Origin of the sequence: Priestia filamentosa, assembly GCF_900177535.1 — a bacterium.
GTDB classification, from domain to species: domain Bacteria; phylum Bacillota; class Bacilli; order Bacillales; family Bacillaceae_H; genus Bacillus_I; species Bacillus_I filamentosa.
In genome coordinates this window covers 1,082,601-1,107,777 of sequence record NZ_FXAJ01000001.1, presented here as the reverse complement: position 1 = coordinate 1,107,777, position 25,177 = coordinate 1,082,601, and the positions used below count along the sequence as shown (strand labels likewise).

The following is a 25,177-nucleotide window of genomic DNA, read 5'->3' as shown; positions in this document are numbered from 1 at the left end:
TTATTTAGTTGCTTTGATTGTACGGTAAATAGGATTCCAAATTGCATCATTTACCGCTTTTTCTACATCTTCTGGTACTTCTTCAGCAACACCGTCTTCAATTGCTGCTTTTGCAACTTCGATGGCTACTGATACGGAAACCTCACGAAGTTGTTTTATGCTTGGAAGTAGTGATGCACCAGGTTTAGCACTATCAACCATTTTTGCTACAGCATCAGCACAAGCTGCAAACATACTGTCTGTAATAACTTTTGCTTTTACGACAATTGAACCTAGACCTAATCCAGGGAATACAAATGCGTTGTTGGATTGTCCAATCTCATAGGTTACACCTTTGTATGTTACAGGATCAAACGGACTACCTGTTGCAATGAGAGCTTTTCCATCTGTCCAGTTTAGTAAATCTTCCGGAACAGCTTCAGCAAGTTTTGTTGGGTTAGACATCGGTAAAATGGCTGGACGTTCTGCATGTTTTGCCATCTCTTTTATAATTTCTTCTGTAAACGCACCTGCTTGACCAGATGTTCCGATTAAGATTGTTGGCTTCACTTGTTTAACGACTTCTAATAGTGAAATTTTGCCTTCTTCATCACGTGCAAATCCTTCAACTTCTGAGGCCTTACGTGCATAAGGTTCTTGGAACCCTAATAAATCATCCATGTCGTCAGTTAAAAGGCCACGATAGTCAATTGGCCAGAAGCGTGCGTGTGCTTCTTCTTTAGAAATTCCATCAAGAACCATTGCATCACGAATTTGATCAGCAACTCCGATACCTGCTGTTCCTGGTCCAAAGATAACAACACGGTGTTCGCTAATCGGTGTTTTTGTTACTTGAACAGCTGAGAATACAGCGGCAAGTGTAACAGCTCCTGTACCTTGAATATCATCATTAAACGTTAAAATTTTCTTTCCATATTTTTCGATAATGTGGCGAGCATTTACATTACCAAAGTCTTCCCAATGAAGAAGTGCATTTGGAAACTGTTCTAATGCTTTTTCAATAAATGTATCGACAAATTCGTTATAGCGGTCCCCGCGAATACGTTCATGACGATTTCCAATATAAAGTGGATCTTCTAAAAGTTCTTTGTTGTTTGTACCAACATCAAGAACCACTGGTAACACACGGCTTGGATCAATACCCGCAGCTGCTGTATAAACAGCTAATTTACCAATCGCGATGTTAATTCCACCAACACCCCAGTCACCAATTCCAAGAATACTTTCAGAATCCGTAATAACCATTAAATCAATATCTTCAGGTGATTTTCCAGTGTTCTTGAACGCTTGCTCAATACCTTCTGGATTATCAATTGAAAGATATACCCCACCAGGACGGCGGTATTCATGGCTATATTCTTGAATGGCTTGTCCAACAGTTGGCGTGTAGACAACTGGAAGCATTTCACTAAGATGATCTGTTAAAAGTCTATAAAATAGCACTTCATTACGATTATGCAAATCATTTAAAGAAACATTTTTACGTAAGTTATCCGGCTGAGCTTTGAACTGCTCGTAAGCGCGTTTTACTTGCTCATCAAGTGTTAAAATAGTTGGAGGAAGAAGACCTTCAAGTCCAAGTTCTTTTCTTTCCTCTTCAGTGAATGCCACACCTTTATTAAGCATTGGCATTGCTAGTACGTCTTTTCCTCTTAAAGTTGTTTCAATCGCATCAGAAGATACGTGTAAGTGACGCATAAAATCCGCTCCTTTAATGTTCTCGTGCACAAGGTGTAAGACAAATACTCACACATTATAGTACCCCTAATTGTGTATTGGTATTTTATCTTTACCATAAAGCTATTTGTTTCTAATTTGTACACATTTTTTAATCAATCGTCCATTGACTTATGTCCTACAGTAGGATATTATATACCCCTGTTTTTTGGAAAACAAGCATCTACATATTAAGTAAGTAAATTAAATTATGAAAAATCAATCTCTTTTTTAAATAACATAAATTATTTTAATGTGTCTTTTATTTTCGTATTTTTCCATCTTTAAAGAGTTAGATTTCTTTATCCTTCAAAGCATCAGGCTTTTATTTCTTTCTCAATAAATTTGTAAATAAAAAAAACCCTCTTTCAAAAGAGGGTTTTTACTATTTTTCTCCATAATAATTACAAATTACAGAAAAACACTTTCTGAGAATTTTCCTTCTTCGTCTCATTCATTTTTCTTAAATCTTGCCCTAAAAGACCATATTATCCTTTTTAAAGGAGACTTTTCACCCTAATTTCACCTAAAACAGAAGATCAAAAAGGGTTAGAAAGCACGCTTTTTCTTCAATGAAGTACTTAAAAGATGAAGGTGGATAGCTCAAAAAAGAGAAAGAAATAATAGCTTTTCATATTATCACCTTACATTCATTTAACACCTCAATTGAAAAAGTTACTTACAAACTTTCCTTATTAAATATGACGTACATGAAGAAACGAGGTTTTAACAGCAATATCTACAATAATTTCATATGCAATTTTTTCGCGTTTGTTTACCATATCTTCCATTCGTTTAATAAGACTTCTTCTTTTCCATTTATCTTCTAGAACAATTGAAAGCTGTTCTTCAAATCCTTGGTCTTCATGAAGCAGTACAGCCAGCCCTTTATCAATGATTCGTTTTAAATTGATCCGCTCTTGACCTGGAAGTGAAGAATGAATAAAAATAGGCAACCCTAGCTTTAATGCTTCACTAATTGTAATTCCTCCTGGCTTTGTTACAAGTGCATCTGCTCTTGCATATAATTCGTTCATTTCCTCACGAGAAGAAATAAAGGCCTTTGGTTCAATATGCGGTATGTTCCATCTCTTCAATTCTTCATACAGTTTTTCATTTTTCCCACATAAAACGGTATAGTGATAATTGCTTGAATGTTTAATTTGCTGGAGGTAATCATTCATTTTCCCTAATCCAATACTTCCCCCTGCAACTAAAATCTGCTTTTTCATTTTTTTAGAAGAGCTGCACTCTCTTCCAATCTTCCCGTTTACAGGAATTCCCGTTATAAAAATATGTGAAGCAGGAATAGAGAAACGTTGGATAAGTTCTTGCTTCATTTGCATATCATTCACTAAATGGTAGTCAATTTCAGCCCCGCCCCAAATACTGTTGATAAAGAAATCTGTATATACATTCACAACGGGAATATTGATGGCCTTGCGCTGCTTTAAGCGACTTAGAATAGCGGAAGGAAAACAGTGTGTGCAAACAATAGAATCAGGCTGCTCTTCTTGAATTAGCTGAAGCATCTTTTCCTCAAAACGCAAACTATAAATGCGATTTAGTAAAGAAACTTGCTTGTTTGTAAATTGGTTGTACATAAAATTGCGATAAACCCAGTCATACATATTAGGAAAAGCATGGATCATTTTTAAATAACTAGATTCCACCACTTTCTCGATATGTTTATTCCAATAGCTTAAGAAATCTACTTTTTTGCATGTTACATTTTCTGTTGTTTTTTCAATTTCATACATAAGTGCATCTGCCACTTGGTGATGACCAGATGGCATTTGAAATAAAGGTAAAAAAAGAACTTTCTTCAAGGAATGCACCTCCTCATTTAGCTTGTTTTCTTTCGTTTTTTCACAATGATTACAACAATAAACCCAATCAATGCTGCTAGTCCTAAAAACGAGACATATTCAACAGGGATACGATTTCCAATAAAATAACCGCCTATAATATACAATACAACCCATAAGCCGCTTCCAAGCGTTGCAAAAAACAGGTATGAAAGAACTGGAAAGCCTGTGATTCCAGCTACGTACGGCGTTATTTGACGAAAACCCGGAATGAACAAGCATAACAACGTTGATAGCTTCCCATGACGTTTAAAGTTACTATACGTTTCTTCCCTGTTCTCCTCTGTGATCTTAATGTATTTACCAAACTTCTTTACAAATGGATTCCCAACTTTTCTTCCTATAAAATAGGCACAGAGCATTCCAACTAATGTTCCTGCAAAAGCACTTCCAATGCTTCCATAAAATGAAAGCTGATGTTTGGCAATAAGCATCCCTATAAAAACAAGAAACGTCTCTTCTGGAGCTGGTATTCCAACAATTCCACAAAATAACACAAGTAAAATAATCCAATATCCATATGTTAGTAAATACTCAGTAATTTGATCTACATTCATTTGTTAATGTCCTATTCTATAGTGTTTCTTCCCCACTATAAGGTCTTGTAAGCTTACACAGGTGAAATTTCTTTTGTGCATTTCATCTAAAAACAAAGAAAGCTGCTCAATCATAACACGAGGAGCCTGTTCTTCAGCTCCAAATGTGGAACCATTATCGTGTAAAAGATAAATATGACCATCACAAAGCCCTTCGATTAAGCGTTTTGAGAGAGTACTTTCTCCCTTTTCGGTTTTCCAATCTTGTAAGATTACAGACCACATAATAATTTGATATGTTTTTGCTAATGCTAGTGTACATATATTAAAATGGCCCCATGGCGGTCTATAATATCTCACTTCTTTTCCTGTAATATGCTCGATCGCCTCTTGGCACATTTTGAGTTCCTTTTTCAATTTTCCGGGTGTTAAAAACCATCCACTTTTGTGCTTGTAGTGATGAATCCCTATTTCATGGCCTTCAATAACCATTCTTCTCAATAAGTGCGGGTGCTTTAAAGCATGCTCTCCTACAACAAAAAAAGTTGCTTTTACATTGTGCCTTTTCAATAAATCAAGAAGGTTCTTCGTATATTGAGGATGTGGACCATCGTCAAAAGTGAGAGAAATCTTTTTTTCTCCTACGCCTTTCTTCACAATACGAAGAGAAGACAAACGAATGAAAAGCGTTGGCAAAATGCTGTAAATAAAAAACAAGATAATTGCAACAAATAATAGTTCTACAATAAACAAGGTCTCCCCTCTTTCCTTTCACTTTTTCTCCTCTATTATAACGATTGAAACCTTAAAGCGTTTCAAAAATATAGAATAATCAAGCTGATTTTCATTTTTCTTTGTATTATAGCGTTAATTATAGTTCTTTTCGATTACTTTTTATGGTAAAAAATAAAACCATCTATAATTAAGATGGTTTTTACTTCATTTCTATGAAAAAAGGAGTTTTGCATAAGGATGTGTAAACGGTTCGGTTTTCCAGTCTTTTACTACTTCAACCAGTTTCCCTTTGTACATTACAGCAATCCCTTCACAAAGCTTTTTTGCTGATGCTAAATCATGGGTAATAAATAGGTATGCTAACCCTTTTTCTTTTTGTAAACTAAGAAGCATATTAATGATAGACATTTGAGCCGGTTGATCAAGGCTTGCGAGACTTTCATCAAATATAATAAGCTCAGGCTCTACAGCTATTGCCCTTGCAATACATACTCGCTGCTTCTGCCCTCCGCTTAGCTCTCCTGGATATCTTTCTAAGAATGTTTCATCAAGACCGACTTTTTGAATCAACGAAAAGCATTTCTTCTCTCTTTCTTCCTTATTCAACTTAAAGAAATTTCGCAACGGCTCTTCTATAAGAGCTTTAACAGACATCCGCGGAGAGAGGGAAAAAGAGGAGTCTTGAAAAACGAGCTGAACTTTTTTATATAGCTCAAGCTCGCTCAAATTCCTATTATGTACAGAACATCCATTTATAAAAATTTCACCTTTTGTAATGCTCTCAAATTTTGTAATTAGTTTTGCTAATGTACTTTTCCCACTTCCACTCTCACCGACTAATCCCACCCGCTCTCCTTTTTCTATATTCAAACTTACCGTATCCACGGCGGTTATAGAGGAGGAACGAAAGCGTCTTTGTATTTGATATTCTTTTGTAACTGACTCTAGTTTTAAGAACATACGCTTATCTTCCCTCCTTTCTTCATTCTAATGACTCGATCTGCAATTCTTGCCACACTCTCTTGATCATGAGAAATAAGCAAAACAGTTAACCCATATTGTTTTTGAAGTTTTTTTAGCAACTGCATTACTTTTTCTTTATTGATGGTGTCAAGAGCTGTTGTTGGTTCATCTGCAATAAGAAGAGATGGTTTTAAACTAAGCATCAACGAGAGAAGAACACGCTGACGCATACCACCGCTAAGTTCAAAAGGATAGGAAGATAAAATATAGCCTGGATCTTTAAATCCAACACTTTGTAAGAGCTCATAAATATGCTTTTTATCCTTTGGTATATCTCTATGCTTTTTAAGCGTTCTTTTTATATGTTTTTTCACAGTGTGAAGCGGGTTTAAACCATTCAAAGATTCCTGGATAAGCAAGCCGACTTCACGGCCCCTTATCCGTTGAAAATCTTTTTTATTTCTGTCATCCAAACGTTTATTTTTATAATAAATGGCTCCTCCTGTCACTTCACAGTTCTTTTCAAGCAGGCCAACTAAGGCATGAGCTGTTAGGCTTTTTCCACAACCGCTCTCTCCTACTAAAGCAACAATTTCTCCCTTGTGAATATGAAATGAAGCTCCTTTTATGAGAGGGACCTTCTTCTCCTTTGTAATTGTGGAGATTTCTAAATTTTCCACCTGCAACAACGCGTCATTTTTCAATTTAACGTTCACCACTATTCTTTTTTAAATCTTCGCTTATAAGCTGACATGCCAATACAAAAAGTAAAACAAAGAGCCCTGGAAAAAGCATAACGTGTGGAGCACTTTGAAAATAAGAAGCTCCATCATGAAGCATAACTCCCCACTCAGGCGTCGGTGGTTGTACACCCAATCCAAGAAAAGATAACCCTGCCATTAAAAGCACAATCTTGCCCATATCAAGAGAGATAAAAACAGCAAGTGGCGTAAAAATAGGTGGAATAATATACCTTATCATCACTTGAAAGTGCGTATTTCCAGCCATTCTTGCTCCTTTTATGTAATCTTCCTCACAAATATTTAAAACAAAACTACGCACAATGCGCACATAGTTTGCCCACCGAACAATTACAACCGCAATCATCATATTTATAAATCCTTGCCCTAGCACACCAACAATAGCAATAGTAAGAACAATATCAGGCACAGCTAGAAAACCATCCATAATGCGTAGAAAAAAGGTACCCTTTCTACTTTTATATCCTGCTAAAAGACCAATTGGAAGGCTAATAAGAAGCGTACTAACCATAATGAGGAAAGCTCCTCCAACACTTATTCTCATGCCATACAAAATACGAGACAGTATGCATCTTCCAACATGATCTGTGCCAAATGGATAAGTAGAACTTGGCGGATGTAACCGCTGGGACAAATTCGTATCTAAAGGATTATGCGGTGCTAAAAGAGGGGCTAACAGGCCCACAAGTAAAAGAACGATAAGAAAGCTTAAACCTTTCATCCCTCGGTTATATTTGTTATAAAACTGATGTGTCATTCTTTTTCCTCCTAGTTGGCCCGTAACCGAGGGTCAACAAAACTACACAATATATCTATTAAAATATGAATTAGCACAAATAAAAAAGTTGTAAAAATAACATACCCTTGAATAATAGGATAGTCTCTCATATTAATCGCATCAATGATGTAACGGCCTAGTCCAGGCCAAGAAAAAACTGTTTCAACAATGATACTCCCGCCAAGCATAAAAGCAAAGCTCGTCCCTGTCATCGTAATTATTGGTAATATAGCATGTTTCAATACTTCACCTGTTAAAAGAGATAACTCAGACTGACCTCTTGCTCTTGCTGCTTTCACAAAAGGCTTTTGTAAAACATCAAGCAAATGCTCTCGGAATACGCGGGCATAAACTGTTCCAAGTCCAAAACCGAGTGTAATAGCTGGCAGTACTAAATTTTCTAAGCTTCCCCTTCCCATTGAAGGAAGCAACTGATACTTTACAGAACAAATATATATGAGTAAAAATCCTAGCCAAAATGATGGGAGAGATGAGCCAACAAGCGCAAGGCCCTTCCCAAAACGATTCACTATTCCTTGTGAACGGAGGGCTGTAGACATTCCAAAAAGAAAAGTCATAAAAAGCATAACCCCTAAACCGCCTAGGGCTAGTACAAATGTGGCTGGAATTCTTCTCACAATTTCTTCAAGTACAGGCTGTTTTGACATATAGGACACTCCCCACTGTCCTGTAAATACGTCTGTTATCCAATGCACATATTGAACGGGGAGTGTGTTTGTTAAGCCAAGCTCTTCTCTTACGCTATCTAACGCTTCTTGTGATGCAGGCACGTTATGAGCTGTTAACATAAGGCGTGCAGGATCTCCGGGGGCTAGCCTAAGCAATAAAAATGTGAAGGTTGACATAAGAAAAACAACAAGAACAAGCTGTACAACGCGTTCAGCGATAAAGCGAATCATTTAAGACATGCTCACATCAATATTTGGAGTAATATAGTAATACTCGATTGGACTTGGCTCAAAGTTTTTCACCTTTTCATTCACTCCAAATACGGTATTTGGATAAACGATAAATGATTGGGGAATATCTTTATTAATTTGATTACCGATTTTTATTGCGATTTCTTCACGCTCTTTTTCTCCAGAAGTTTGATTTAACTCTGTTAACAGTTTGTCCACCTCAGCTGAATTATAATGACTTACATTTGCTGGGCTCTTAGAATTATAAAACAAGTTTAAGAAGTATTGAGGATCTCCCGTATGTGCTGTCAGCATGCTATACATCGATAAGTCCCAATTATCCTCCGCAAGAACATCATCAATATTTTCCACGCTTCTTACCTTTACTTTTATCCCTTCTTTTAATAGTGAGCTTTGAATCGTTTCAGCCATTACCGTCAACTCTGGTCGTTGAGGGAAAGTCAGCATTGTTAGTTGCAAAGGCTCTCCACCCTTAGTCCATACTCCATCCTCTTTCGTATAGCCTCCTTGTTTCATTAACGAATCAAAAGACTGATTTTCTTGGCTCTGCTTTACTTTTCCAAAAGACAATACTTCTGGAAATGGGCCGTTTCCTTTCGTTCCTTCATTTTTCATAATAGACGTTAAGATCTCTTCTCTCGGTAAGACTTTATCAATTGCTTGTCGAACGGAAAGATTTGTTACGCGAGCTGAGCTCATATTGAACATCATCATATGCGTTCGAAGTGAAGGAGCAGTTAAGACATTGATATTGTCGCTGTTTTTCAGCACGCTAATTTGATCTGTTGAAATATCAACAGCACCGTCAACATCTCCTGATTGTAAAGCCATAAGTCTCGTATTTCCATCTGATATGAATTTTATATCAATCTCTTTAACCCTTGCTTTCTGTCCCCAGTATTCCTCATTTCTCTTCATAATCAGCGATTCGTCTTTGTTAAATTTCTCAAATTTAAAAGCTCCTGTAAGGGCAGGATATTCCTCTTTTTCATCTAATGTAGAGACCTCTGCAATAATTGTAGATGGATCAGCTAGATGTGAAATTAAAGCTTCGTTTGGTTGTTTTGTAACAATCTCAATTTTGTGATCATCGATAACACGGATAGTTTCCAAGTTTAGTAAATCTTTAACCTTTGAATCTTTTTCATTTGAACGTAGAAGCGATTTTTTTACACTTTCAGCACTCATTTTCTCTCCATTATGAAAGCTTACATTTTTCTTTAATGTGAAGGTCCACGTTTTGCGATCTTTTCTTTCCCAGCTGCTTGCTAACCAAGGTTCTGGTTTTAAATCTTCATTGAGTTTTACAAGTGTTTCACCTGCACCAGATCGCATTACTTCCCAGCTATCGCTGCCGTGTGGATCAAGGCTCTTTGGGCTCCATGGAAATGCAAAAGATAATTTTTTTGAGTCTGACTCTGCCCTATCTTGTCCTTCTGAACAGCCTGCTACAGCTAGAAAAATAAAAAATAATAGAGCTAAAATAACCGAATAACTGCGTGCTTTTTTCATTTTCTTCTCTCTCCTTTTATTGATCTAGGCTAAAAAAATAAGCATGTCTCCCCTTTCAAAGGTTAGACATGCTTTTATATTCATAAAGTTTAAGAAAACAGGCATTCTAACCACCTCCCTAAACTCCCGTAGGTCGAACAGCGATGTTAAAACAGGCAGGTCTCCTGACTTAGGAAAAGAGCCTTTTACCTTCCCGAACTTTTGTTCAGTGGTCTATTTAAAGCTCCTATACTCCATTCACAGTGGCGGGTCCGTGTCGAAATTTCATCGACTTCCCTTTTAAGCAAGCAAACTATGCTTTACACCTATTTCCAAACTTTATAAAATTTTTATTTTTTGTACTTTTTAAAGCCTGACATTCTACTAATTACAAATGCAGTTCTTCTATATTATAAAGCAAATGTATCCAATTGCAATATGAAGAGAAAGAGAATAAACTGCTCTTCTCTTTATTGTAAGGGTATAAATTCAACAAGGAAAACAAATTAGGTAAAAGGGACTATATTGCTCCCCTTCAAATTCTTTAAAACAAGCTATATTCCCCTAAACATGACACCTTATCGTCACTTTGATATTTTTGCCTTTTTCGGTGAGAATAGTCATATTTACTCAAAACAGACTTTACTCCTAGTCATTTTTACTTTACAATAATAGTCCGAATAGTTAAATTATTTTCTCATAGAATAAGAGAAATAATTCACTTCATCAGCGCTTATAGCGTAAAAAAAACAAGGGAGAGATTTGGTGGACATTGGTTCTTATATTACACTGGGCATTTACTTTTTAGGGATGCTCGCAATAGGTTGGTATGCATATAAAAAATCAACAGATGATATATCGGGGTACATGTTAGGAGGACGCGGACTTGGTCCTGCAGTTACTGCTCTTTCAGCAGGAGCATCTGACATGAGCGGATGGATGCTTATGGGGCTTCCTGGTGCATTGTATACAACAGGACTATCTGGAGTATGGCTTGCTGTCGGATTATCCATTGGAGCCTATTTAAATTATTTACTTGTAGCTCCACGGCTTCGAACATACACATATGTTGCTGACGACTCCATTACGATTCCTGACTATTTTGAAAACCGATTTGAAGATAAAAGCCGTATGCTACGATTAGTATCAGCACTTGTTATTTTAGTTTTCTTTACTCTTTATACTTCATCTGGATTAGTATCCGGTGGAAGATTATTTGAATCTGCTTTTGGGTTAGACTACAGATATGGAATGTTTCTTATCGCTATTGTTGTTGTTGCATATACCCTCTTCGGTGGCTTTCTAGCTGTAAGTTTAACAGATTTTGTGCAAGGTATTATTATGTTTCTTGCTCTTATTCTAGTACCAGTTGTTGTGCTATTCGACTTAGGTGGACCAACGAATGTATTTGATACCATCAAAAGCATTGATGCAACACATTTGGACCTTTTCAAAGGAACAACAGTTATTGGCCTCCTCTCACTTCTTGCCTGGGGATTAGGCTATTTCGGCCAACCCCATATTATTGTTCGTTTTATGGCTATTAGTTCTATAAAAGAATTAAAACCAGCTCGACGTATTGGAATGGGCTGGATGATTATTGCGATTATTGGAGCCTGCTTAACAGGACTATTTGGATTAGCCTATGTTACAGAAAATAACATAACGTTGAATGATCCTGAAACGATTTTTATTCTGTTATCTGACATTTTATTCAACTCTTATATTACAGGATTTTTACTAGCCGCTATTTTAGCCGCTATTATGAGCACAATTTCATCTCAGCTTCTTGTAACATCAAGTGCAGCAACAGAGGACTTTTATAAAACATTCTTCCGTAGAGATGCCTCTGATAAAGAACTTGTTACAGTTGGGCGACTCGCTGTTTTAGTTGTTGCCGTGATTGCCGTTATGCTCTCATACACACCAAATAGTACTATCTTAGATCTTGTTGGTTATGCATGGGCTGGTTTCGGTTCAGCATTTGGTCCTGCTATTCTTTTGAGTCTATTCTGGAGACGTATGACAAAGTGGGGTGCGCTTTCCGGCATTATTGTAGGTACTGTTGTTGTGCTTACTTGGGTGCAAACAGGGATGTCTGATTTTATGTATGAAATGATTCCAGGCTTCTTTGCAAGCTTACTTGCCGTTGTAGTTGTAAGTTTCTTTACGACAACTCCTTCTCAAAGTGTTCAAAACACGTTTAGTAAAATGGAAGAAGTCTTAAAAGACAGCCACAAATAATGTACGCTTCATTTATATTTAAAAACTCCTTTTGCTTTCAAAGGGAGTTTTTTTCTTTTCATCTTCAATTAAATATTCAAAATCGCTAATACAGCTTTAAAATTAAACATGAAAAGCATATAATATTAAGAGATAGGTTTAACACGATACACGTTCGGAAATGCACAGCAGTTTTTAAATATTCCTTTTAATATTTTCTGTAGTTTCCCATAATAGCGGGTTAAACAAGAGTACACTATATTTTTTATGGGAGATGTAAACAATGACTGGATTAGCAAAACTCTGGGAAAACCGCGGTTTTAGACGCTTCTTGATTTTCCTCATTTTAGCGCTTGCTCTTTTCGCTCTAAAAAGCATGATCAATTTTATTTTGTTAACGTTTATTTTCACTTTTTTGATGGATAGAGTGCAAACGTTTGTCACAAAATGGGTGCATAAATGGGTACCCATCAGCCAAAAGCTCATCGTGCTTATTCTTTACGTTTTACTTGTCACTGGACTTATTGTAGGTGGTTTTAGATTTTATCCAGTTATTAAAACACAAGTTGAAGAGCTTGTAAAACAAATTAAGTCATTTTATCTGAATCCAGAAGATATTCCTTTCTTCTCCTTTATCTCAAATACGTTTGATAGCGTAAATTTAAATACTTATATTGAACAAGGATTTAATTTTTTATACAAATACTTAACAGACCTTAGTATCCTAAGTGTCCAAATCTTTTTGTCTTTAATTTTAAGCATGTTCTTCCTTATGGAAAAACAAAGACTTATTATGTTCAGCCAAAAGTTTCAGCAAAGTAAGCTGTCTGCTTTTTATACAGAGATTGCTTTCTTCGGTCGTAAATTCGTTAGGACATTTGGAAAAGTCATTGAAGCTCAGTTTATTATTGCTCTTGTAAACTGTGTTCTTACAACAATCGGCCTTTGGTTTTTTGATTTTCCACAGCTGTTCGGGCTAGCGATTTTAATTTTCTTCCTCGGTCTTATTCCGGTTGCTGGGGTTATCCTCTCGCTTATCCCACTTTCCATCATTGGATATACAATTGGTGGATTTACAATGATTCTATACTTACTGATTATGATTATGGTTATTCATGCTATTGAAGCTTACCTTCTAAATCCAAAACTTATGTCAGCCAAAACAGAGCTTCCGGTTTTTTTCACCTTTATTGTACTCATTTTTTCAGAACACTTTTTCGGAGTATGGGGATTAATTGTCGGAATACCTGTCTTTGTATTTTTACTTGATGTATTAGGGGTTACAAACAATAAAGAAGAAAAAGCTTAACATGAAAAAAGCTCTTGAGAAGATTTCTTCAAGAGCTTTTTTGATTTGAATATCCATTTTTTCGATTTTCTCTAATAAAAAAATCCCACATGATTTTACTTGCATGAGGTCCTTCAGAATCTGTAAAGCTTCCATTGTCATTTCCTCCTGACCATGCATGCCCCATGTTTAATACCGTATATTTCTCAACAATAGATTCCCCCCGTTTGTTTCGATACAAGTCATGCGTATATTCTTTTCCATTTCTCACTTTTCCTTTTATTGTTTCATTTACTCCATGACAAATCCATCCTGCATTATGCCTTTCCACTAGATCATTTGTAACGATCCATTGGGAAACAACTTGCTCTCCGTTAATTGGTGCAACTGTTGTATCAGAGGTTCCATGAAAAACAATAGTGGGAATAACTCTTGCCCTTTCTCCCATTTCTTTATATGCTAAGTAACCTTGTTCAAACGGATTTGGTCCTCCATTGTTCATAACATTTAAAGCATCAAAAACACTTGTAGCTCCTTTATATTCTAATCCTGCTCCAACTCCAAGTCCTGAAAAAACTTCCGGATAAGCTGCAGCCATAATAATACTCATTGCTCCTCCAGCTGACATTCCTGCAATAAACACTTTATGATTATCAATTGTGTATGCTTCTTTTATTTCTTCAATCATTCCGGCAATGGCTGCAGGTTCTCCTCTACCACGCGCTTGATGAAGAGGTTCAAACCAATTCCAACACTTGTTTGGATTACTTTTAGCATCTTGTTCTGGATAGAGGACAAGAAAATTGTGTTCTTCCGCTAGCATATTCATCTCAGTACCAATCGCAAAGTCCGTTGCACACTGGGTACAGCCATGAAGCATAACAAGTAATGGAGATGCTTTTTCTTTGTCATACGTACTTGGAACATAAAGCTTGTAGCTTTTTCCTCCATACTCCCCTTCCTTAAACGTTTCTCTTGTTTCAAAATTACAGTCACTTGATGCAGAAGGACTACCAAACAGTGGACAAAGTGCGAGAGAGAAAAATGCTTGCAAGGCTTTTAACACTCTTTTTTCCTCCTTTTATGAAAACGATTGCAAAAATATGAAAGTTACGAAAAAGTTCTTAAATAATCCTCATAGCTTTAATGGGTATACCTTTATATATATGTGACTTACACATAATTAGTGTAGGAAAAAGAAGAATAGCTTTTCTTTTCTCAAATTTTGTAAAAAAAAGACAGGAAACGCTTAAGAAGCGTTTCCCGTCTTTTCCCTCTTCATATAATCAATTGTTTGTTTTATTCCTTCCTTATAAGGAGTTCTTGGAATTTTTCCGATTTTATGCTCATATTTAGTTCCGTCTAGAAACAAAGGGACTTCATTTAAATAAAACATTTCTATAAATTCCTTCATATTGCGATCAAAAATTCCAATAAGCCGAATCATTGTCTTTGTTGCTGTTCCTACTCGTTTTTGATAATTTGTATATTCTCTAATATAAGAAAGAAATTCGTCTCCTGAAATCCCGCTATAGCCAGGTATATTCCACGTTTCTCCATAAGCTTCTCCGCAAAGAGCAAGTTCTACAAGAGCTTTTGCTCCGTCTGGAGTATAAATATATTCTCTTTTTATTGTTTGATTTCCAACAAACATTGCTTTTTTATTTTTAATAATACTTTGTAACAAATAGTCAATCTGGGTATTCTCTGCTCGCGGACCGTAAAAATCGGGAAAATGAGCAAGCAGATAAGGAACCTTTGATTCTTCTAACAAGTGTTCTAAGCGAAGCCGAATCTTCCCCTTTTTTGTATGAGGACTTTTCTCATCATTTTCTCTCACTTTCTCTCCTTTACTTCTTCCATAAGCATAAATATTGTCGACAACCACAAGCTTCGCTTTGTTTTCTTTTGCTGCTTTTATGATACACTCCATAAATGGTTCCTGTTTTTCTTGCCATTGGTCATACGGAAGTGCTCCAGCATGGAAAATAACTTCAGCTCCGGCAACAGAGGAAGATAAATTATGAAAAACATCGCCTTTTTGTATTGTAACAAGTTCTTCCTTTCCGAAAAAACGCTGAAGTTTTCTTTCGTTTCGAGCAAAAGCAATAACCTTAATTCCTCTTTCAATCAGTTCATATACAAGAGCACTCCCCATTCCACCTGTTGCTCCTATAACAAGAGCTTTCTTCATATCCATCACTTCCTTTTATTTTTTGACCACTGGTTAATTAAAGGTAAAAATAAATGAGGAAACTCCTCCTTTATTTTTAAATCTTTTTTAATAAAAACCTAACGTGTGCTTTTGCCATATCCTTTACTTCTTCAAACGACTGCTCACAGTATGAGTGGTGTGCTACAAATCCGTGAAGAGATAAGAAGATAGACCATACTTCACTTACCGATAGCTTTGTTTTAGAAAGTATACTAAGGGCCTCTGCAAACATTTTGTAGCTTTCTTCTGGACCACTATGCTGATAAAACTTTACTTCTTTATCTTTTGTAAGAAACATAATCTCATAGTGATTTGGATATGTGAGGCCAAATTCAATAAAAGTTAAAAGAACAGACTGAAGTTTTTCGGCATCGTTTATCTCTCTTTTCATCACTTCATAAAACTTTTCATCTAAAAGTGAAAAATCTTCTTTAACAAGCGCAGAAAAAAGCTCTGCCTTGTTTTGAAAGTGATAATAAAGCGCTCCATGGCTATAGTCTAGCTCTTTAGCAATCTTCCTCATTGATACATGACTATATCCCTCTGTAGCGAATAGCTTTCGCGCTACGTTTAATATCATTTCTCTTGTTAGCTCATGTTTTACAGCTTTTCGAGGTGACATCATTTCTCCCCTTTATTGACCAGTGTTCAATAAAATTATAGAAATAATTCCTGCATTTGTCAATTAAAAAGAAAGAAATATTAATTCCGATATTCCTTTCTCTGCAACAATAAATAAGCAACAAAGGATAACAGCGGGAGCTCAATAAAGTGGTCCAAGGATAAGTGCAAAGGAAGATTTACAGGTAGTAATGAAGCTGCACGGGGTACATTGCCCTTTGCTAATTTTGTGAAAGCAAATACCAATTTGTACACGGTGTAACAACAAGCATCAGAAAACTGAGAAATATAAATGGTTCCTCATCTAAGAAAATACATCCAATTCCATAAGCCACTAGAGGCCCTATGATGAAATTAAGAATAAGAGCTGATATTAGAAAGCATTGGTGTGATAAAGATGTTTTTGTTTCTTTAAATGAAACATCAAAAAAAGACCATGCATCAAAGCAAAAGAAAGAGGGATGCATATGTAGCAAAAAGCGCTATTTTAGAAAGGAAGAATCCTATCATTATAGCGCTTAAAATCAAAAGTGGTTGCACCTTTTCCACTGTGCTCATTTTAGTCTTCCTTTTTTACAAACAATAAGCAAGTTGTGATAATAAGAAAAGCAACGAAAGCTAAGAATGGGATTGTAATAAAGCCTAACCAGTTAATATACTCTCCGCTACAAGGAACACCCATTGAACATGGTTTAATGGCCGCAAACCCTGGTACCTTTTGTTCTAAATAATGAAAAACAGAAATCAGCCCGCCAATAATAGAGGCTGGTAAAACATATTTTTTAACAGCCAGATCTCTTTTAAAAACAGCAATCCCCATTGTTACTGTTAAAGGATACATAGCAATGCGCTGATACCAGCACATCTCGCATGGCACATATCCGCGTACTTCACTAAAATATAAACTTCCTAACGTTGCAATAATAGAAGCAAGCCAAGCAACGTATAAAAAGATGATGGAACGATTGTTTTTTTCAGTCATGATGTACTCTCCTCTAGTTCTTCCTCAATTGCTTTTTGAATTTCGCTATAGTTGAACGGATCTTCTACAACTTTGTTATTAATCATTACAGTTGGAGTTGAAACAACATGATAATCCTCCACAAGAGACATATCTTTTTCAACATCTGAAAGCATACTTTTTGCCTCGATATCTTGTTTAAACTGCACAAGATCCACATTTGTTGTGTTTCCTGCAATCTCTGTAAGCTTTGAAACAGTTACCCATTTTTCATTATGATTTTGCGTTGGTTGGGCATTGAATAAAGCTTTATGAAAACTCCAGTAAGACTGCGGATCTCTCTTTAATATCGATTCAGCTCCTAGAGCGCTTAGCTCAGACTCTTCTCCGTGGAAAAGCACATTTACATATGAAAAATTCACGCTATCTTTTTCAAGATATTCTTTTTGAAGCTTTGGAAAAATCTCTTCTCCCCATGCTTTACATGCTGGACATTTAAAATCTCCAAATTCAACAACTGTAACAGGTGCATCTTCCTCACCAAGCAACGGTTGGTTGTTCAAGGAAAAGGAATGAGCAATTTCATCCTCTGAAGAAGTTGTACTTGTTTTAGTTGAATTACTGTTTGCTGATAAAAGAAAAAAAGCGATACCAATTGCTAACACCCCTGTAATAAGAGCAGCTACTTTCAAACGAAAGCTTTGGTTACTTTTCAATTCATCACCTCGTTCCTATCAGTTTCTTCTAAACTAGTATTCTTCATTAGTATAGCAGAAACCCTTTTCTTTCTCCTTTTTTCTTTTCAAGAAAAAAAGCCGAAAATTCGGCTTTCCTCCCTATCTTTTTAAAATTCGCATCGCATTTAAGACAGCTAAAAGCGTAACACCTACATCTGAGAACACAGCTTCCCACATTGTAGCAATTCCAAACGCTCCAAGAAGAAGAAAAATTGCCTTAACGCCAAGAGCAAAGCTAATGTTTTGCCATACAATTTTTCTTGTTCGTTTAGCAAGAGAGATTGCTTCAGCAATTTTAGAAGGCTCATCTGTCATAATAACAATATCTGCTGCTTCAATCGCTGCATCAGATCCAAGTCCTCCCATTGCAACCCCAACGTCAGCTCTAGCAAGAACAGGCGTATCATTGAGCCCATCACCCACAAAAATCAGTTTTTCCGCTTTTTCTTTAGCCTTGTCAAGCTCTTCTACTTTTTCAACTTTGTGCTGGGGTAAAAGCTCAGCATATACTTCATCAATCCCTAATTGTTTTCCAACGTTTTCTCCAACGCTTTTTTGATCTCCTGTAAGCATCATTGTTTTTTTAATACCAAGCCTTTTTAAAGACTTTAGGGCTTCTTTAGCATCTTGTTTTATTTTATCGGAAATAACAAGATAGCCTGCATATCGATTATTTACTGCAACATAAATAATTGTTCCATACTCACTTGCTCTGCTATAAGAAATAGAATACAAATTCATAAGTTTTTCATTTCCAGCTAACACTTGTTCTTCATCTACAACTGCTTCAATCCCATGACCGGCTTTTTCACTATAGCTTGTAATTAACCCTTCATTCACTTTACCGTTGTATGCTTTCTTTACTGATTCTGCAATTGGATGATTAGAATGTTGCTCAGCATATGCCGCATAATATAGGACTTGTTCTTTCGTAAAGCTTTTTTCAGCATGTACATGAACAACTTCAAATACACCTTCTGTGAGTGTTCCTGTTTTATCAAACACAACATACCTCACATCATTTAGTGCCTCTAAATAGTTTCCACCTTTTACAAGAATACCTCGTCTAGATGCTGCTCCAATTCCTCCAAAAAACGTTAGTGGAATAGAAACAACAAGCGCACATGGACATGAGATAACAAGAAAGACAAGTGCTCTGTATGTCCAGTCAGCTAATGTTGCCCCTGTGAAAAGGAGTGGAGGCAAGAAAGCGAGAAGAAAAGCAATAATGACAACAATAGGCGTATAATAACGGGCAAATTTAGTAATAAAATTTTCAGTTGGAGCTTTTCGGCTGCTCGCATTTTGAACAAGATCTAATATTTTCGAAACTGTTGATTCTCCGTATTCTTTTGTAACCGTTACTTCTAATAAACCTTGTTTATTTACGAAACCGCTCAGCACTTCGCTTCCTTTTTCAACTTCACGTGGAAGCGATTCTCCTGTAAGAGCGGAAGTATCGACTGATGAACTTCCATTTAGGACCATTCCATCTAAAGGAATTTTTTCACCTGGTTTCACAACAATAATATCGCCTTGTTTCACCTCTTCTGGTGAGACTTTCTTGTTCCCTTCACCTTCTTTAAGATTTGCATAATCAGGACGAATGTTCATCATTTCGCTAATTGATTTGCGAGAGCGATTAACAGCTAGACTCTGGAACCATTCACCAGTTTGATAAAAAAGCATAACAGCAACGCCCTCTGCATATTCGCCAATCAGAAACGCCCCAATCGTTGCAATTGTCATTAAGAAATGCTCATCAAACACGCGCCCTCTAATAATGTTCCTTATCGCCCTATACACAACGTCTCCGCCAGCAATAGCATATGCGATAAGAAACAGTGCAAATTCAAAAGGAAACGGTAAAGAAGCAAACATCGCTATTCCTGTTAGTAAAACTCCTCCACCTAAACGCCATAATATCGAACGCCCGTGCTCATTCTTTTCCTTTGAAGCACTTTCTTCCTCTTCAACTGTGATTCCAGATTCAATTTTATTAATTCTTTGAATAACTTTTTCTTTTTCTCTATTCCAGGAATCTTCAGGAGCGAGCGTGATATGAAGCATTTTTGAAACAAAATCAACGCTTGCTTTCTGAACAGCAGGAATCTTGCCCATCTCTGACTCGATTTTCCCTGCGCAATGCGCACAATCAAGACCATGCAAGTAGAGTGTATGCGTCTCTACACCTTTTTCTTTAATTTTAATATGTGAATCAAGTGAATGTACTTTCTTTTTAACACTTTCTAGTGCTTTCTCTTCTTCGTTCATTTCTACATCAAATATCAACATTTTAGTCGCAAAGTTCACTGTACACCGATCAATACCTTCTAGTGACTTTACTCCATTTTCGATTTTCATTGCACAGTTCGCACAATCAAGACCTTCTAACAAAAGTTCTCGCTTCACTCTTTCTCTTCGATCTTCCACTAGCCCTCACCTTACTTTCTTCATAAAAATACATTTTTCCTATGAATAAAGATCAAAAGACTTAACCGCCTTATATGAGCATATGTTCATGTATTAACTTCATTATATTCAATAGGGCCATTTTGTGTCAATCTCTATTTTCGGAATATTAACGTTTGTTTATTCATATCCAACGCATATTAAAGAGGTTCGTACAAAGGTTAAATTTGTGTTTTTGTCATATAAAAAAAAGCCTGTTGCAAGCAGGCTTTAAACATCTTTTCTTTTATAAATTTGAATGGTGAAGAACCATGATAGGAGGAAAAGAAGGATCGCTATACCTCCACTAATATAGTAGAGATTATGACCGTAATTTGCGATAAACTTCAATACATAGTCTTCATAAAAGCGCATCGCAGGCACAATTATTATACCTGTGAGCAATCCAAAAATCGCAAAAGACATAAGAAGATATTTGGGTGGCACAATGTAAGAGATTGGAACGAAAAAGGCTGCATCTAATAATGCAACAGCATATAATAATCCAATGTTTTTTAAACTTAGTAAAGAAAAAGATTGATCAAAAAGAAAATTAATGATGTATAGCGCACCTGATAATACAATCAGCATTGAAGTAATACAAACGATAACACCAATATATTGGGACGAAACAATTTGTTTTCGGCTGTAAGGGAGAGCATTCAGTAACATATCAACTTTATTGAGACCATCATATTGAGTAAATGTTCCAATCAAAAATAAGAGAGTAAGAAAAAAACAGTAGAATGTATCGATTCCGTTTGCAAGTGTCAATGCAAAGACAACGAAGGATAATAAAATGCTATAACGATTAAGAAATAAATCTTTTAACAATAAATTACCCATGAATAGTCCCCTTTCCGGTAAAGTACATAATGTCATCTAATGATGGACGCTCAAACAATACCGAGTCCCCAAAAAGAAGTCTTGCTTTTTGACTGTTAGATGTTAGACCTTCGAACCCTGTATGTGTTCTTCTCATCCCAACAAGCTCTTTTTCTACACCTTGATCTAGAAGACTCGTTTCACCTTTGATAATAGCGTAGTTTTCAGCAATAGAATGTACGTCCTCGCTAAAAATAAGCTTTCCTTTATGAATAAACGTTATGTAATCGGCAATACGATCTAAGTCCGTCGTAATATGTGAGGAAAAGAAAATCGTTTTTTGCTCATCTTGCATTAAATCATATAAAATATCGAGAATTTCCCTTCGCACAACTGGATCTAATCCTGACATTGGCTCGTCCATAATAATGAGTTCAGCTTTATGCGAAAGCGCGAGAGCTAATGAGGCCTTCATTTTCATTCCTTTGGAGAAGTTTTTAATTTTTAGATTTAGAGGAAGTTCAAACAGTTCCACATATTCATAAAACGTTTTATCATGCCAGTTTTTATAAGCTTTTGAGATAAAGCGTTTGATTTGTTTTAAGTTCCATCTTTCATAAAATACGTTTTCATCAAACACAAAGCCAATCTTCTGTTTAATTTCTCGTTCATGACTTTTATAATCTTTTCCAAATACAGAGATAGAGCCAGAATCACTTTTAATAAGGTTCATAATTAGCTTAATCGTCGTTGATTTTCCCGCTCCATTTGCGCCAATAAATCCAGTCACAAATCCCCTTTTTACATTAAGAGACAAATTTTCGATTTTAAACTCTTTGTATGTTTTGTTTATATTTTTTAGTTCAATGACGTTTTTCACTATTTCTCCTCCTCATAAAGAAGTTCAAGCATTTCTTTTAACTGTGCTAGCGTAATATCTGTTCCTTTGCTGTTTTCAATTGCTTCTAGTAAATGTGCTTCAATCGCACGCAGCTTTTTCTCTCGCAATAGCTCTGGATTTTGCTCTGCTACAAAAGACCCTTTTCCAACGATAGAGTAGATTAATCCCTCTTTCTCTAATTCTTCATAAGCACGTTTTGTTGTAATAACACTCACTCTTAAATCTTTGGCAAGCTGACGAATGGATGGCAAGTTTTCTCCTTGTGAAATTTCGTGAGTCATAATAGCCTCACGAATTTGCTTTGTAATTTGTTCATAAATCGGTTCTTTTGAATGATTTGAAATAAGTATTCGCATGAGAGCTCCTTTGTTAATACTGTATATATACTATATATACAATATACACAGACAATAATTTAAAATCAATTATAAATGGAAAAAAATAAAAAAAGGCGTTCTTCTCAAAGAGAAGAACGCCTTTTTTATTGCTTATACAAAGATATCGAAAATTAACACGCCTGCAAAAGCAATGAAGGAAAGAAGTGTTTCAAGTACAGTCCATGTTTTGAACGTTTCTTTTACAGTTAAACCTAAATACTCTTTAACAAGCCAGAAACCAGCATCATTGACGTGTGAGAACATAAGTGAACCTGCGCCTGTTGCAATAACAAGCAGCTCTAAGTTTACGCCTGTCATGTTTGCCACAACAGGTGATACAATACCAGCGGCTGTTGTAAGGGCAACAGTTGCAGAACCTGTTGCAATACGAATTAGGCCAGCTACTAAAAAGGCAAGGACAATCGGTGAAAGGGATAGATGCTCAGCCATCTGAGCAATTGACTCTCCAACACCGCTATCAATTAAAATTTGTTTAAATCCTCCACCAGCACCAACGATTAAAATGATAGAACAAACAGGCAGTACAGCATCTTCAGTAAGCTTTTTCACCATATTTTTATCCATGCCTTGACGGAATCCTAAAAGATAGAAAGCAGCAAAACAAGCAAGTAAAAGAGCTACAAGTGGATTACCAATGAACTCTAATGCCTGAATAACAAACTTTGGTAACGCTTCAACTGTAGGTGCTACAACAGACAGAACCATTAAAAGAATCGGAAGTAAAATAACGAAAAACGAAACGCCTGTGCTTGGTAAACTGCTTGATGATGTATTAATACGAATAAGCTCAGGCTCTTTTTCTGGAATTACTCGTTTATGAACCCATTTTGCAAAAACAGGTCCGGCCACAATTGCAGCTGGAATGGCAATAATAAGAGCATAAATTAAAACTTTGCCAAGGTCTGCGTTATAAATTCCAATGGCTGTCATTGCCCCAGGATGCGGAGGTACAATTCCGTGCACAATTGAAAGACCTGCGATAACTGGAAGTGCAATTAATAGGATATTTTGCTTTGTTGTTTTATAAATCGAAATAACAAGTGGAATTAAGATAATAATTCCTACTTCAAAAAAGACCGGAATACCAATAACGAATCCTGAAATAAGCATTGCCCATGGAAGCTTCTTACGTCCAAAAGATCGAATGAAGAAGTCAGCAACTCTCATACCGGCTCCTGATTCAGCCATCATTTTTCCTAAAATTGTTCCAAGTGCTAAAATTCCAACTAGGTGTCCGAGTACACTGCCGACACCGCTTTCATAAGAAGTTACAATTTTATCTAACGAGAGTCCTGATGTTATAGCCAGAAATAAACTAGCTACAAGCAAACTAATGAACGCATGCCATTTGAACACCGAAACTCCAACAACTACAATTGCAATAGATATTAGCGTCATAATTAGTAGATAGAAATCCAAGGTTCATTCCCCTTCCTGTTGTATATCATGTCTGAATTTCAAATTTTTAGTATATGGCGAGCGCTTTCAAAACGTACTGTTTGCTGAAAGCACTTTCAATCTATAAATCAATTATAAGGAAAAATATTTCTTATATCAATGGATTTTACTAAAAAAAATTTAATCTTTTTAGTTTTTATCAATTTTTTTTATGAAAGACAGGAAAAAAGAACCACTAAAATACTTTTTATCCATTTACCCCCACCCATCCTTCTACTAAAAAACCTTTATAAAACTTTGTTACTTCTGTAAATCCTGATCTGTTTAAAAGATGCTTCATTTTCGCACTTGAAATAAGACGAATGGTATTATCGATTGATTTTTCAAAGTTAAGCCACTCTTCAATAGGAATTCCGTTTGAAAGCATGTATTCTTTCCATGCTTTCATTTGCCATTGAAACTCGCTTCCCTTTTCACCAACAATAGAAGCTACAAAAAGAGGATCTCCACTTTTTAATCGCTCACTTATTTCTTTTAGCAACTTCTCTTGTTCTGCTTCCTTCAAAAAGTGAAGTACAAGCATGCAAGTTGCACCTGTAAATTTCCCTGTTATACCTTCTACCTCTCCATGTATAAAATTGGCGTTTACCCCTACTTTCTTAGTGCGCTGTTGGGCGATACGAAGCATTTTTATAGAAGGGTCTCTCCTGTAAATGTCCATCCCTTATTTCTATTCCCGAGAGTTATAAGTTCTTGTCCTCCTCCAGCCCCAACGATAAGCATATGAATATGCTTGTTTTCTGAGGAGACATATACTGACATAAGATAATTCATCATCTTATAAAGTTCATCATATCCTGGGATTTTCAAGGGTATTTTTGTTTGATAATTATATACTTCATCACTATACCAATTCATATTGCTTACTTCCTTCATCTTTTCTCCTCCTATAAAGTCTTTCTAATCTCTACTCTTTTCGATAAAATTAATTAAGAACTATTCTCAATTATAAAGAAGAAGAAAAAAAGACGATCCTAGAAACATGGGGAAATAAAAATATCAGGAGCAATGATATGAAAAAGTGGCGTGAAATTGACACAGCTTTACATCGCTTAGAAAAAACATGCACATCATCTTGGACATACCGGCAATGTGTTATCACTCTTTTACAGCAAGAACTCTCTTTTGAAGCATATTGCCTGTCTGCAGTAGACCCTCACACATTACTTTCTATAGGAGCTGTTACAGAGCATAACATTGAAAGTATTCATCATCAGATTTTAAAAAATGAATATTTACAATAAGACGTAAATCACTATGCAAGACTTTTTCATCAAGAAATACGAGCAGCTGTGCTAAGTGAACAAAAG

The 25,177-nt window shown here is 36.0% G+C and carries 26 protein-coding genes and 1 riboswitch; of the genes, 4 read left to right on the top strand and 22 right to left on the bottom strand.

Annotated features, from left to right (window positions below; genetic code table 11):
• The 9 genes from B9N79_RS05715 to B9N79_RS05675 form a co-directional block, all read right to left on the bottom strand.
• A complete protein-coding gene (locus B9N79_RS05715; protein WP_040056441.1) occupies window positions 1-1,698 on the bottom strand; it encodes an NAD-dependent malic enzyme in 1,698 nt (565 codons plus the stop codon).
• A gap of 713 nt (window positions 1,699-2,411) precedes the next feature.
• Window positions 2,412-3,554, bottom strand: coding sequence for an MGDG synthase family glycosyltransferase (locus B9N79_RS05710; protein WP_372450205.1), 1,143 nt, complete (start codon window positions 3,552-3,554; stop codon window positions 2,412-2,414).
• Window positions 3,555-3,562: 8 nt separating this feature from the next.
• Complete coding sequence (locus B9N79_RS05705; protein WP_019392214.1) at window positions 3,563-4,141, bottom strand: DedA family protein; 579 nt, start codon at window positions 4,139-4,141, stop codon at window positions 3,563-3,565.
• 3 nt (window positions 4,142-4,144) lie between these two features.
• Entirely contained in the window at window positions 4,145-4,873 is a 729-nt protein-coding gene (locus tag B9N79_RS05700) for a polysaccharide deacetylase family protein (protein WP_019392213.1), read from the bottom strand.
• A gap of 192 nt (window positions 4,874-5,065) precedes the next feature.
• Window positions 5,066-5,815, bottom strand: coding sequence for an ABC transporter ATP-binding protein (locus B9N79_RS05695; protein WP_019392212.1), 750 nt, complete (start codon window positions 5,813-5,815; stop codon window positions 5,066-5,068).
• A complete protein-coding gene (locus B9N79_RS05690; RefSeq protein WP_040056443.1) occupies window positions 5,806-6,522 on the bottom strand; it encodes an ATP-binding cassette domain-containing protein in 717 nt (238 codons plus the stop codon). Before B9N79_RS05690 ends, B9N79_RS05695 begins: the two co-directional genes overlap by 10 nt.
• A gap of 1 nt (window position 6,523) precedes the next feature.
• The gene (locus B9N79_RS05685; RefSeq protein WP_040056444.1) at window positions 6,524-7,336 is read right to left on the bottom strand and encodes an ABC transporter permease; all 813 of its coding nucleotides are present in this window, start codon (window positions 7,334-7,336) and stop codon (window positions 6,524-6,526) included.
• An 11-nt stretch (window positions 7,337-7,347) separates the two neighbouring features.
• Window positions 7,348-8,277, bottom strand: coding sequence for a nickel ABC transporter permease (nikB, locus tag B9N79_RS05680; protein WP_019392209.1), 930 nt, complete (start codon window positions 8,275-8,277; stop codon window positions 7,348-7,350).
• Complete coding sequence (locus B9N79_RS05675) at window positions 8,278-9,810, bottom strand: ABC transporter substrate-binding protein (RefSeq protein ID WP_085117948.1); 1,533 nt, start codon at window positions 9,808-9,810, stop codon at window positions 8,278-8,280.
• 137 nt (window positions 9,811-9,947) lie between these two features.
• A riboswitch (cobalamin riboswitch) is annotated at window positions 9,948-10,134 on the bottom strand.
• Window positions 10,135-10,599: 465 nt separating this feature from the next.
• Between B9N79_RS05675 and putP the strand changes: the two genes are divergently transcribed.
• Both putP and B9N79_RS05665 read left to right on the top strand, forming a co-directional pair.
• On the top strand, window positions 10,600-12,033 hold the full coding sequence (gene putP / locus B9N79_RS05670) for a sodium/proline symporter PutP (protein ID WP_231573080.1): 1,434 nt from the start codon (window positions 10,600-10,602) through the stop codon (window positions 12,031-12,033).
• Window positions 12,034-12,295: 262 nt separating this feature from the next.
• On the top strand, window positions 12,296-13,321 hold the full coding sequence (locus tag B9N79_RS05665; RefSeq protein WP_040056447.1) for an AI-2E family transporter: 1,026 nt from the start codon (window positions 12,296-12,298) through the stop codon (window positions 13,319-13,321).
• 28 nt (window positions 13,322-13,349) lie between these two features.
• Here B9N79_RS05665 and B9N79_RS05660 read toward each other — a convergent pair whose 3' ends face one another.
• The 4 genes from B9N79_RS05660 to B9N79_RS26925 all read right to left on the bottom strand — a co-directional run bounded on the left by B9N79_RS05660 (window position 13,350) and on the right by B9N79_RS26925 (window position 16,510).
• Window positions 13,350-14,366 (bottom strand): extracellular catalytic domain type 1 short-chain-length polyhydroxyalkanoate depolymerase, encoded by a 1,017-nt coding sequence (locus B9N79_RS05660; RefSeq protein ID WP_040056448.1) that lies wholly within the window; start codon window positions 14,364-14,366, stop codon window positions 13,350-13,352.
• 183 nt (window positions 14,367-14,549) lie between these two features.
• Window positions 14,550-15,494, bottom strand: coding sequence for an SDR family NAD(P)-dependent oxidoreductase (locus B9N79_RS05655; RefSeq protein WP_085117946.1), 945 nt, complete (start codon window positions 15,492-15,494; stop codon window positions 14,550-14,552).
• Between the two features lie 76 nt (window positions 15,495-15,570).
• Window positions 15,571-16,137, bottom strand: coding sequence for a TetR/AcrR family transcriptional regulator (locus tag B9N79_RS05650; RefSeq protein WP_040056450.1), 567 nt, complete (start codon window positions 16,135-16,137; stop codon window positions 15,571-15,573).
• 220 nt (window positions 16,138-16,357) lie between these two features.
• Window positions 16,358-16,510 carry a hypothetical protein gene (locus B9N79_RS26925; RefSeq protein ID WP_372450210.1) on the bottom strand — a complete coding sequence of 51 codons (153 nt, stop codon included), beginning with the start codon at window positions 16,508-16,510 and terminating at the stop codon, window positions 16,358-16,360.
• On the opposite strand from B9N79_RS26925, the gene B9N79_RS26450 reads away from it, so the two are divergent.
• Window positions 16,485-16,658 carry a hypothetical protein gene (locus tag B9N79_RS26450; RefSeq protein ID WP_240516649.1) on the top strand — a complete coding sequence of 58 codons (174 nt, stop codon included), beginning with the start codon at window positions 16,485-16,487 and terminating at the stop codon, window positions 16,656-16,658. The genes B9N79_RS26925 and B9N79_RS26450 overlap by 26 nt on opposite strands.
• A 37-nt stretch (window positions 16,659-16,695) precedes the next feature.
• Here B9N79_RS26450 and B9N79_RS05645 read toward each other — a convergent pair whose 3' ends face one another.
• The 9 genes from B9N79_RS05645 to B9N79_RS05605 form a co-directional block, all read right to left on the bottom strand.
• A complete protein-coding gene (locus B9N79_RS05645) occupies window positions 16,696-17,118 on the bottom strand; it encodes a disulfide oxidoreductase (RefSeq protein ID WP_019392201.1) in 423 nt (140 codons plus the stop codon).
• Window positions 17,115-17,813, bottom strand: coding sequence for a thioredoxin domain-containing protein (locus tag B9N79_RS05640; RefSeq protein ID WP_040056451.1), 699 nt, complete (start codon window positions 17,811-17,813; stop codon window positions 17,115-17,117). Before B9N79_RS05640 ends, B9N79_RS05645 begins: the two co-directional genes overlap by 4 nt.
• A gap of 120 nt (window positions 17,814-17,933) precedes the next feature.
• Complete coding sequence (locus tag B9N79_RS05635; protein ID WP_085117943.1) at window positions 17,934-20,267, bottom strand: heavy metal translocating P-type ATPase; 2,334 nt, start codon at window positions 20,265-20,267, stop codon at window positions 17,934-17,936.
• Between the two features lie 249 nt (window positions 20,268-20,516).
• Window positions 20,517-21,131: an ABC-2 transporter permease gene (locus B9N79_RS05630; RefSeq protein WP_167555103.1), complete on the bottom strand. Its 615-nt coding sequence runs from the start codon at window positions 21,129-21,131 to the stop codon at window positions 20,517-20,519.
• Window positions 21,124-21,990: an ABC transporter ATP-binding protein gene (locus tag B9N79_RS05625; RefSeq protein WP_085117938.1), complete on the bottom strand. Its 867-nt coding sequence runs from the start codon at window positions 21,988-21,990 to the stop codon at window positions 21,124-21,126. Before B9N79_RS05625 ends, B9N79_RS05630 begins: the two co-directional genes overlap by 8 nt.
• Window positions 21,990-22,367: a GntR family transcriptional regulator gene (locus tag B9N79_RS05620; RefSeq protein ID WP_019392196.1), complete on the bottom strand. Its 378-nt coding sequence runs from the start codon at window positions 22,365-22,367 to the stop codon at window positions 21,990-21,992. The genes B9N79_RS05625 and B9N79_RS05620 overlap by 1 nt, the downstream gene beginning before the upstream one ends.
• A gap of 132 nt (window positions 22,368-22,499) precedes the next feature.
• On the bottom strand, window positions 22,500-23,828 hold the full coding sequence (locus B9N79_RS05615) for a GntT/GntP/DsdX family permease (RefSeq protein WP_019392195.1): 1,329 nt from the start codon (window positions 23,826-23,828) through the stop codon (window positions 22,500-22,502).
• A 226-nt stretch (window positions 23,829-24,054) separates the two neighbouring features.
• Window positions 24,055-24,495 carry a class I SAM-dependent methyltransferase gene (locus tag B9N79_RS05610; protein ID WP_182928775.1) on the bottom strand — a complete coding sequence of 147 codons (441 nt, stop codon included), beginning with the start codon at window positions 24,493-24,495 and terminating at the stop codon, window positions 24,055-24,057.
• 2 nt (window positions 24,496-24,497) lie between these two features.
• On the bottom strand, window positions 24,498-24,743 hold the full coding sequence (locus tag B9N79_RS05605) for a hypothetical protein (protein WP_048896842.1): 246 nt from the start codon (window positions 24,741-24,743) through the stop codon (window positions 24,498-24,500).
• A 137-nt stretch (window positions 24,744-24,880) separates the two neighbouring features.
• Between B9N79_RS05605 and B9N79_RS05600 the strand changes: the two genes are divergently transcribed.
• Complete coding sequence (locus tag B9N79_RS05600; RefSeq protein ID WP_040056454.1) at window positions 24,881-25,111, top strand: hypothetical protein; 231 nt, start codon at window positions 24,881-24,883, stop codon at window positions 25,109-25,111.
• The last annotated feature ends 66 nt before the right edge of the window (window positions 25,112-25,177 follow it).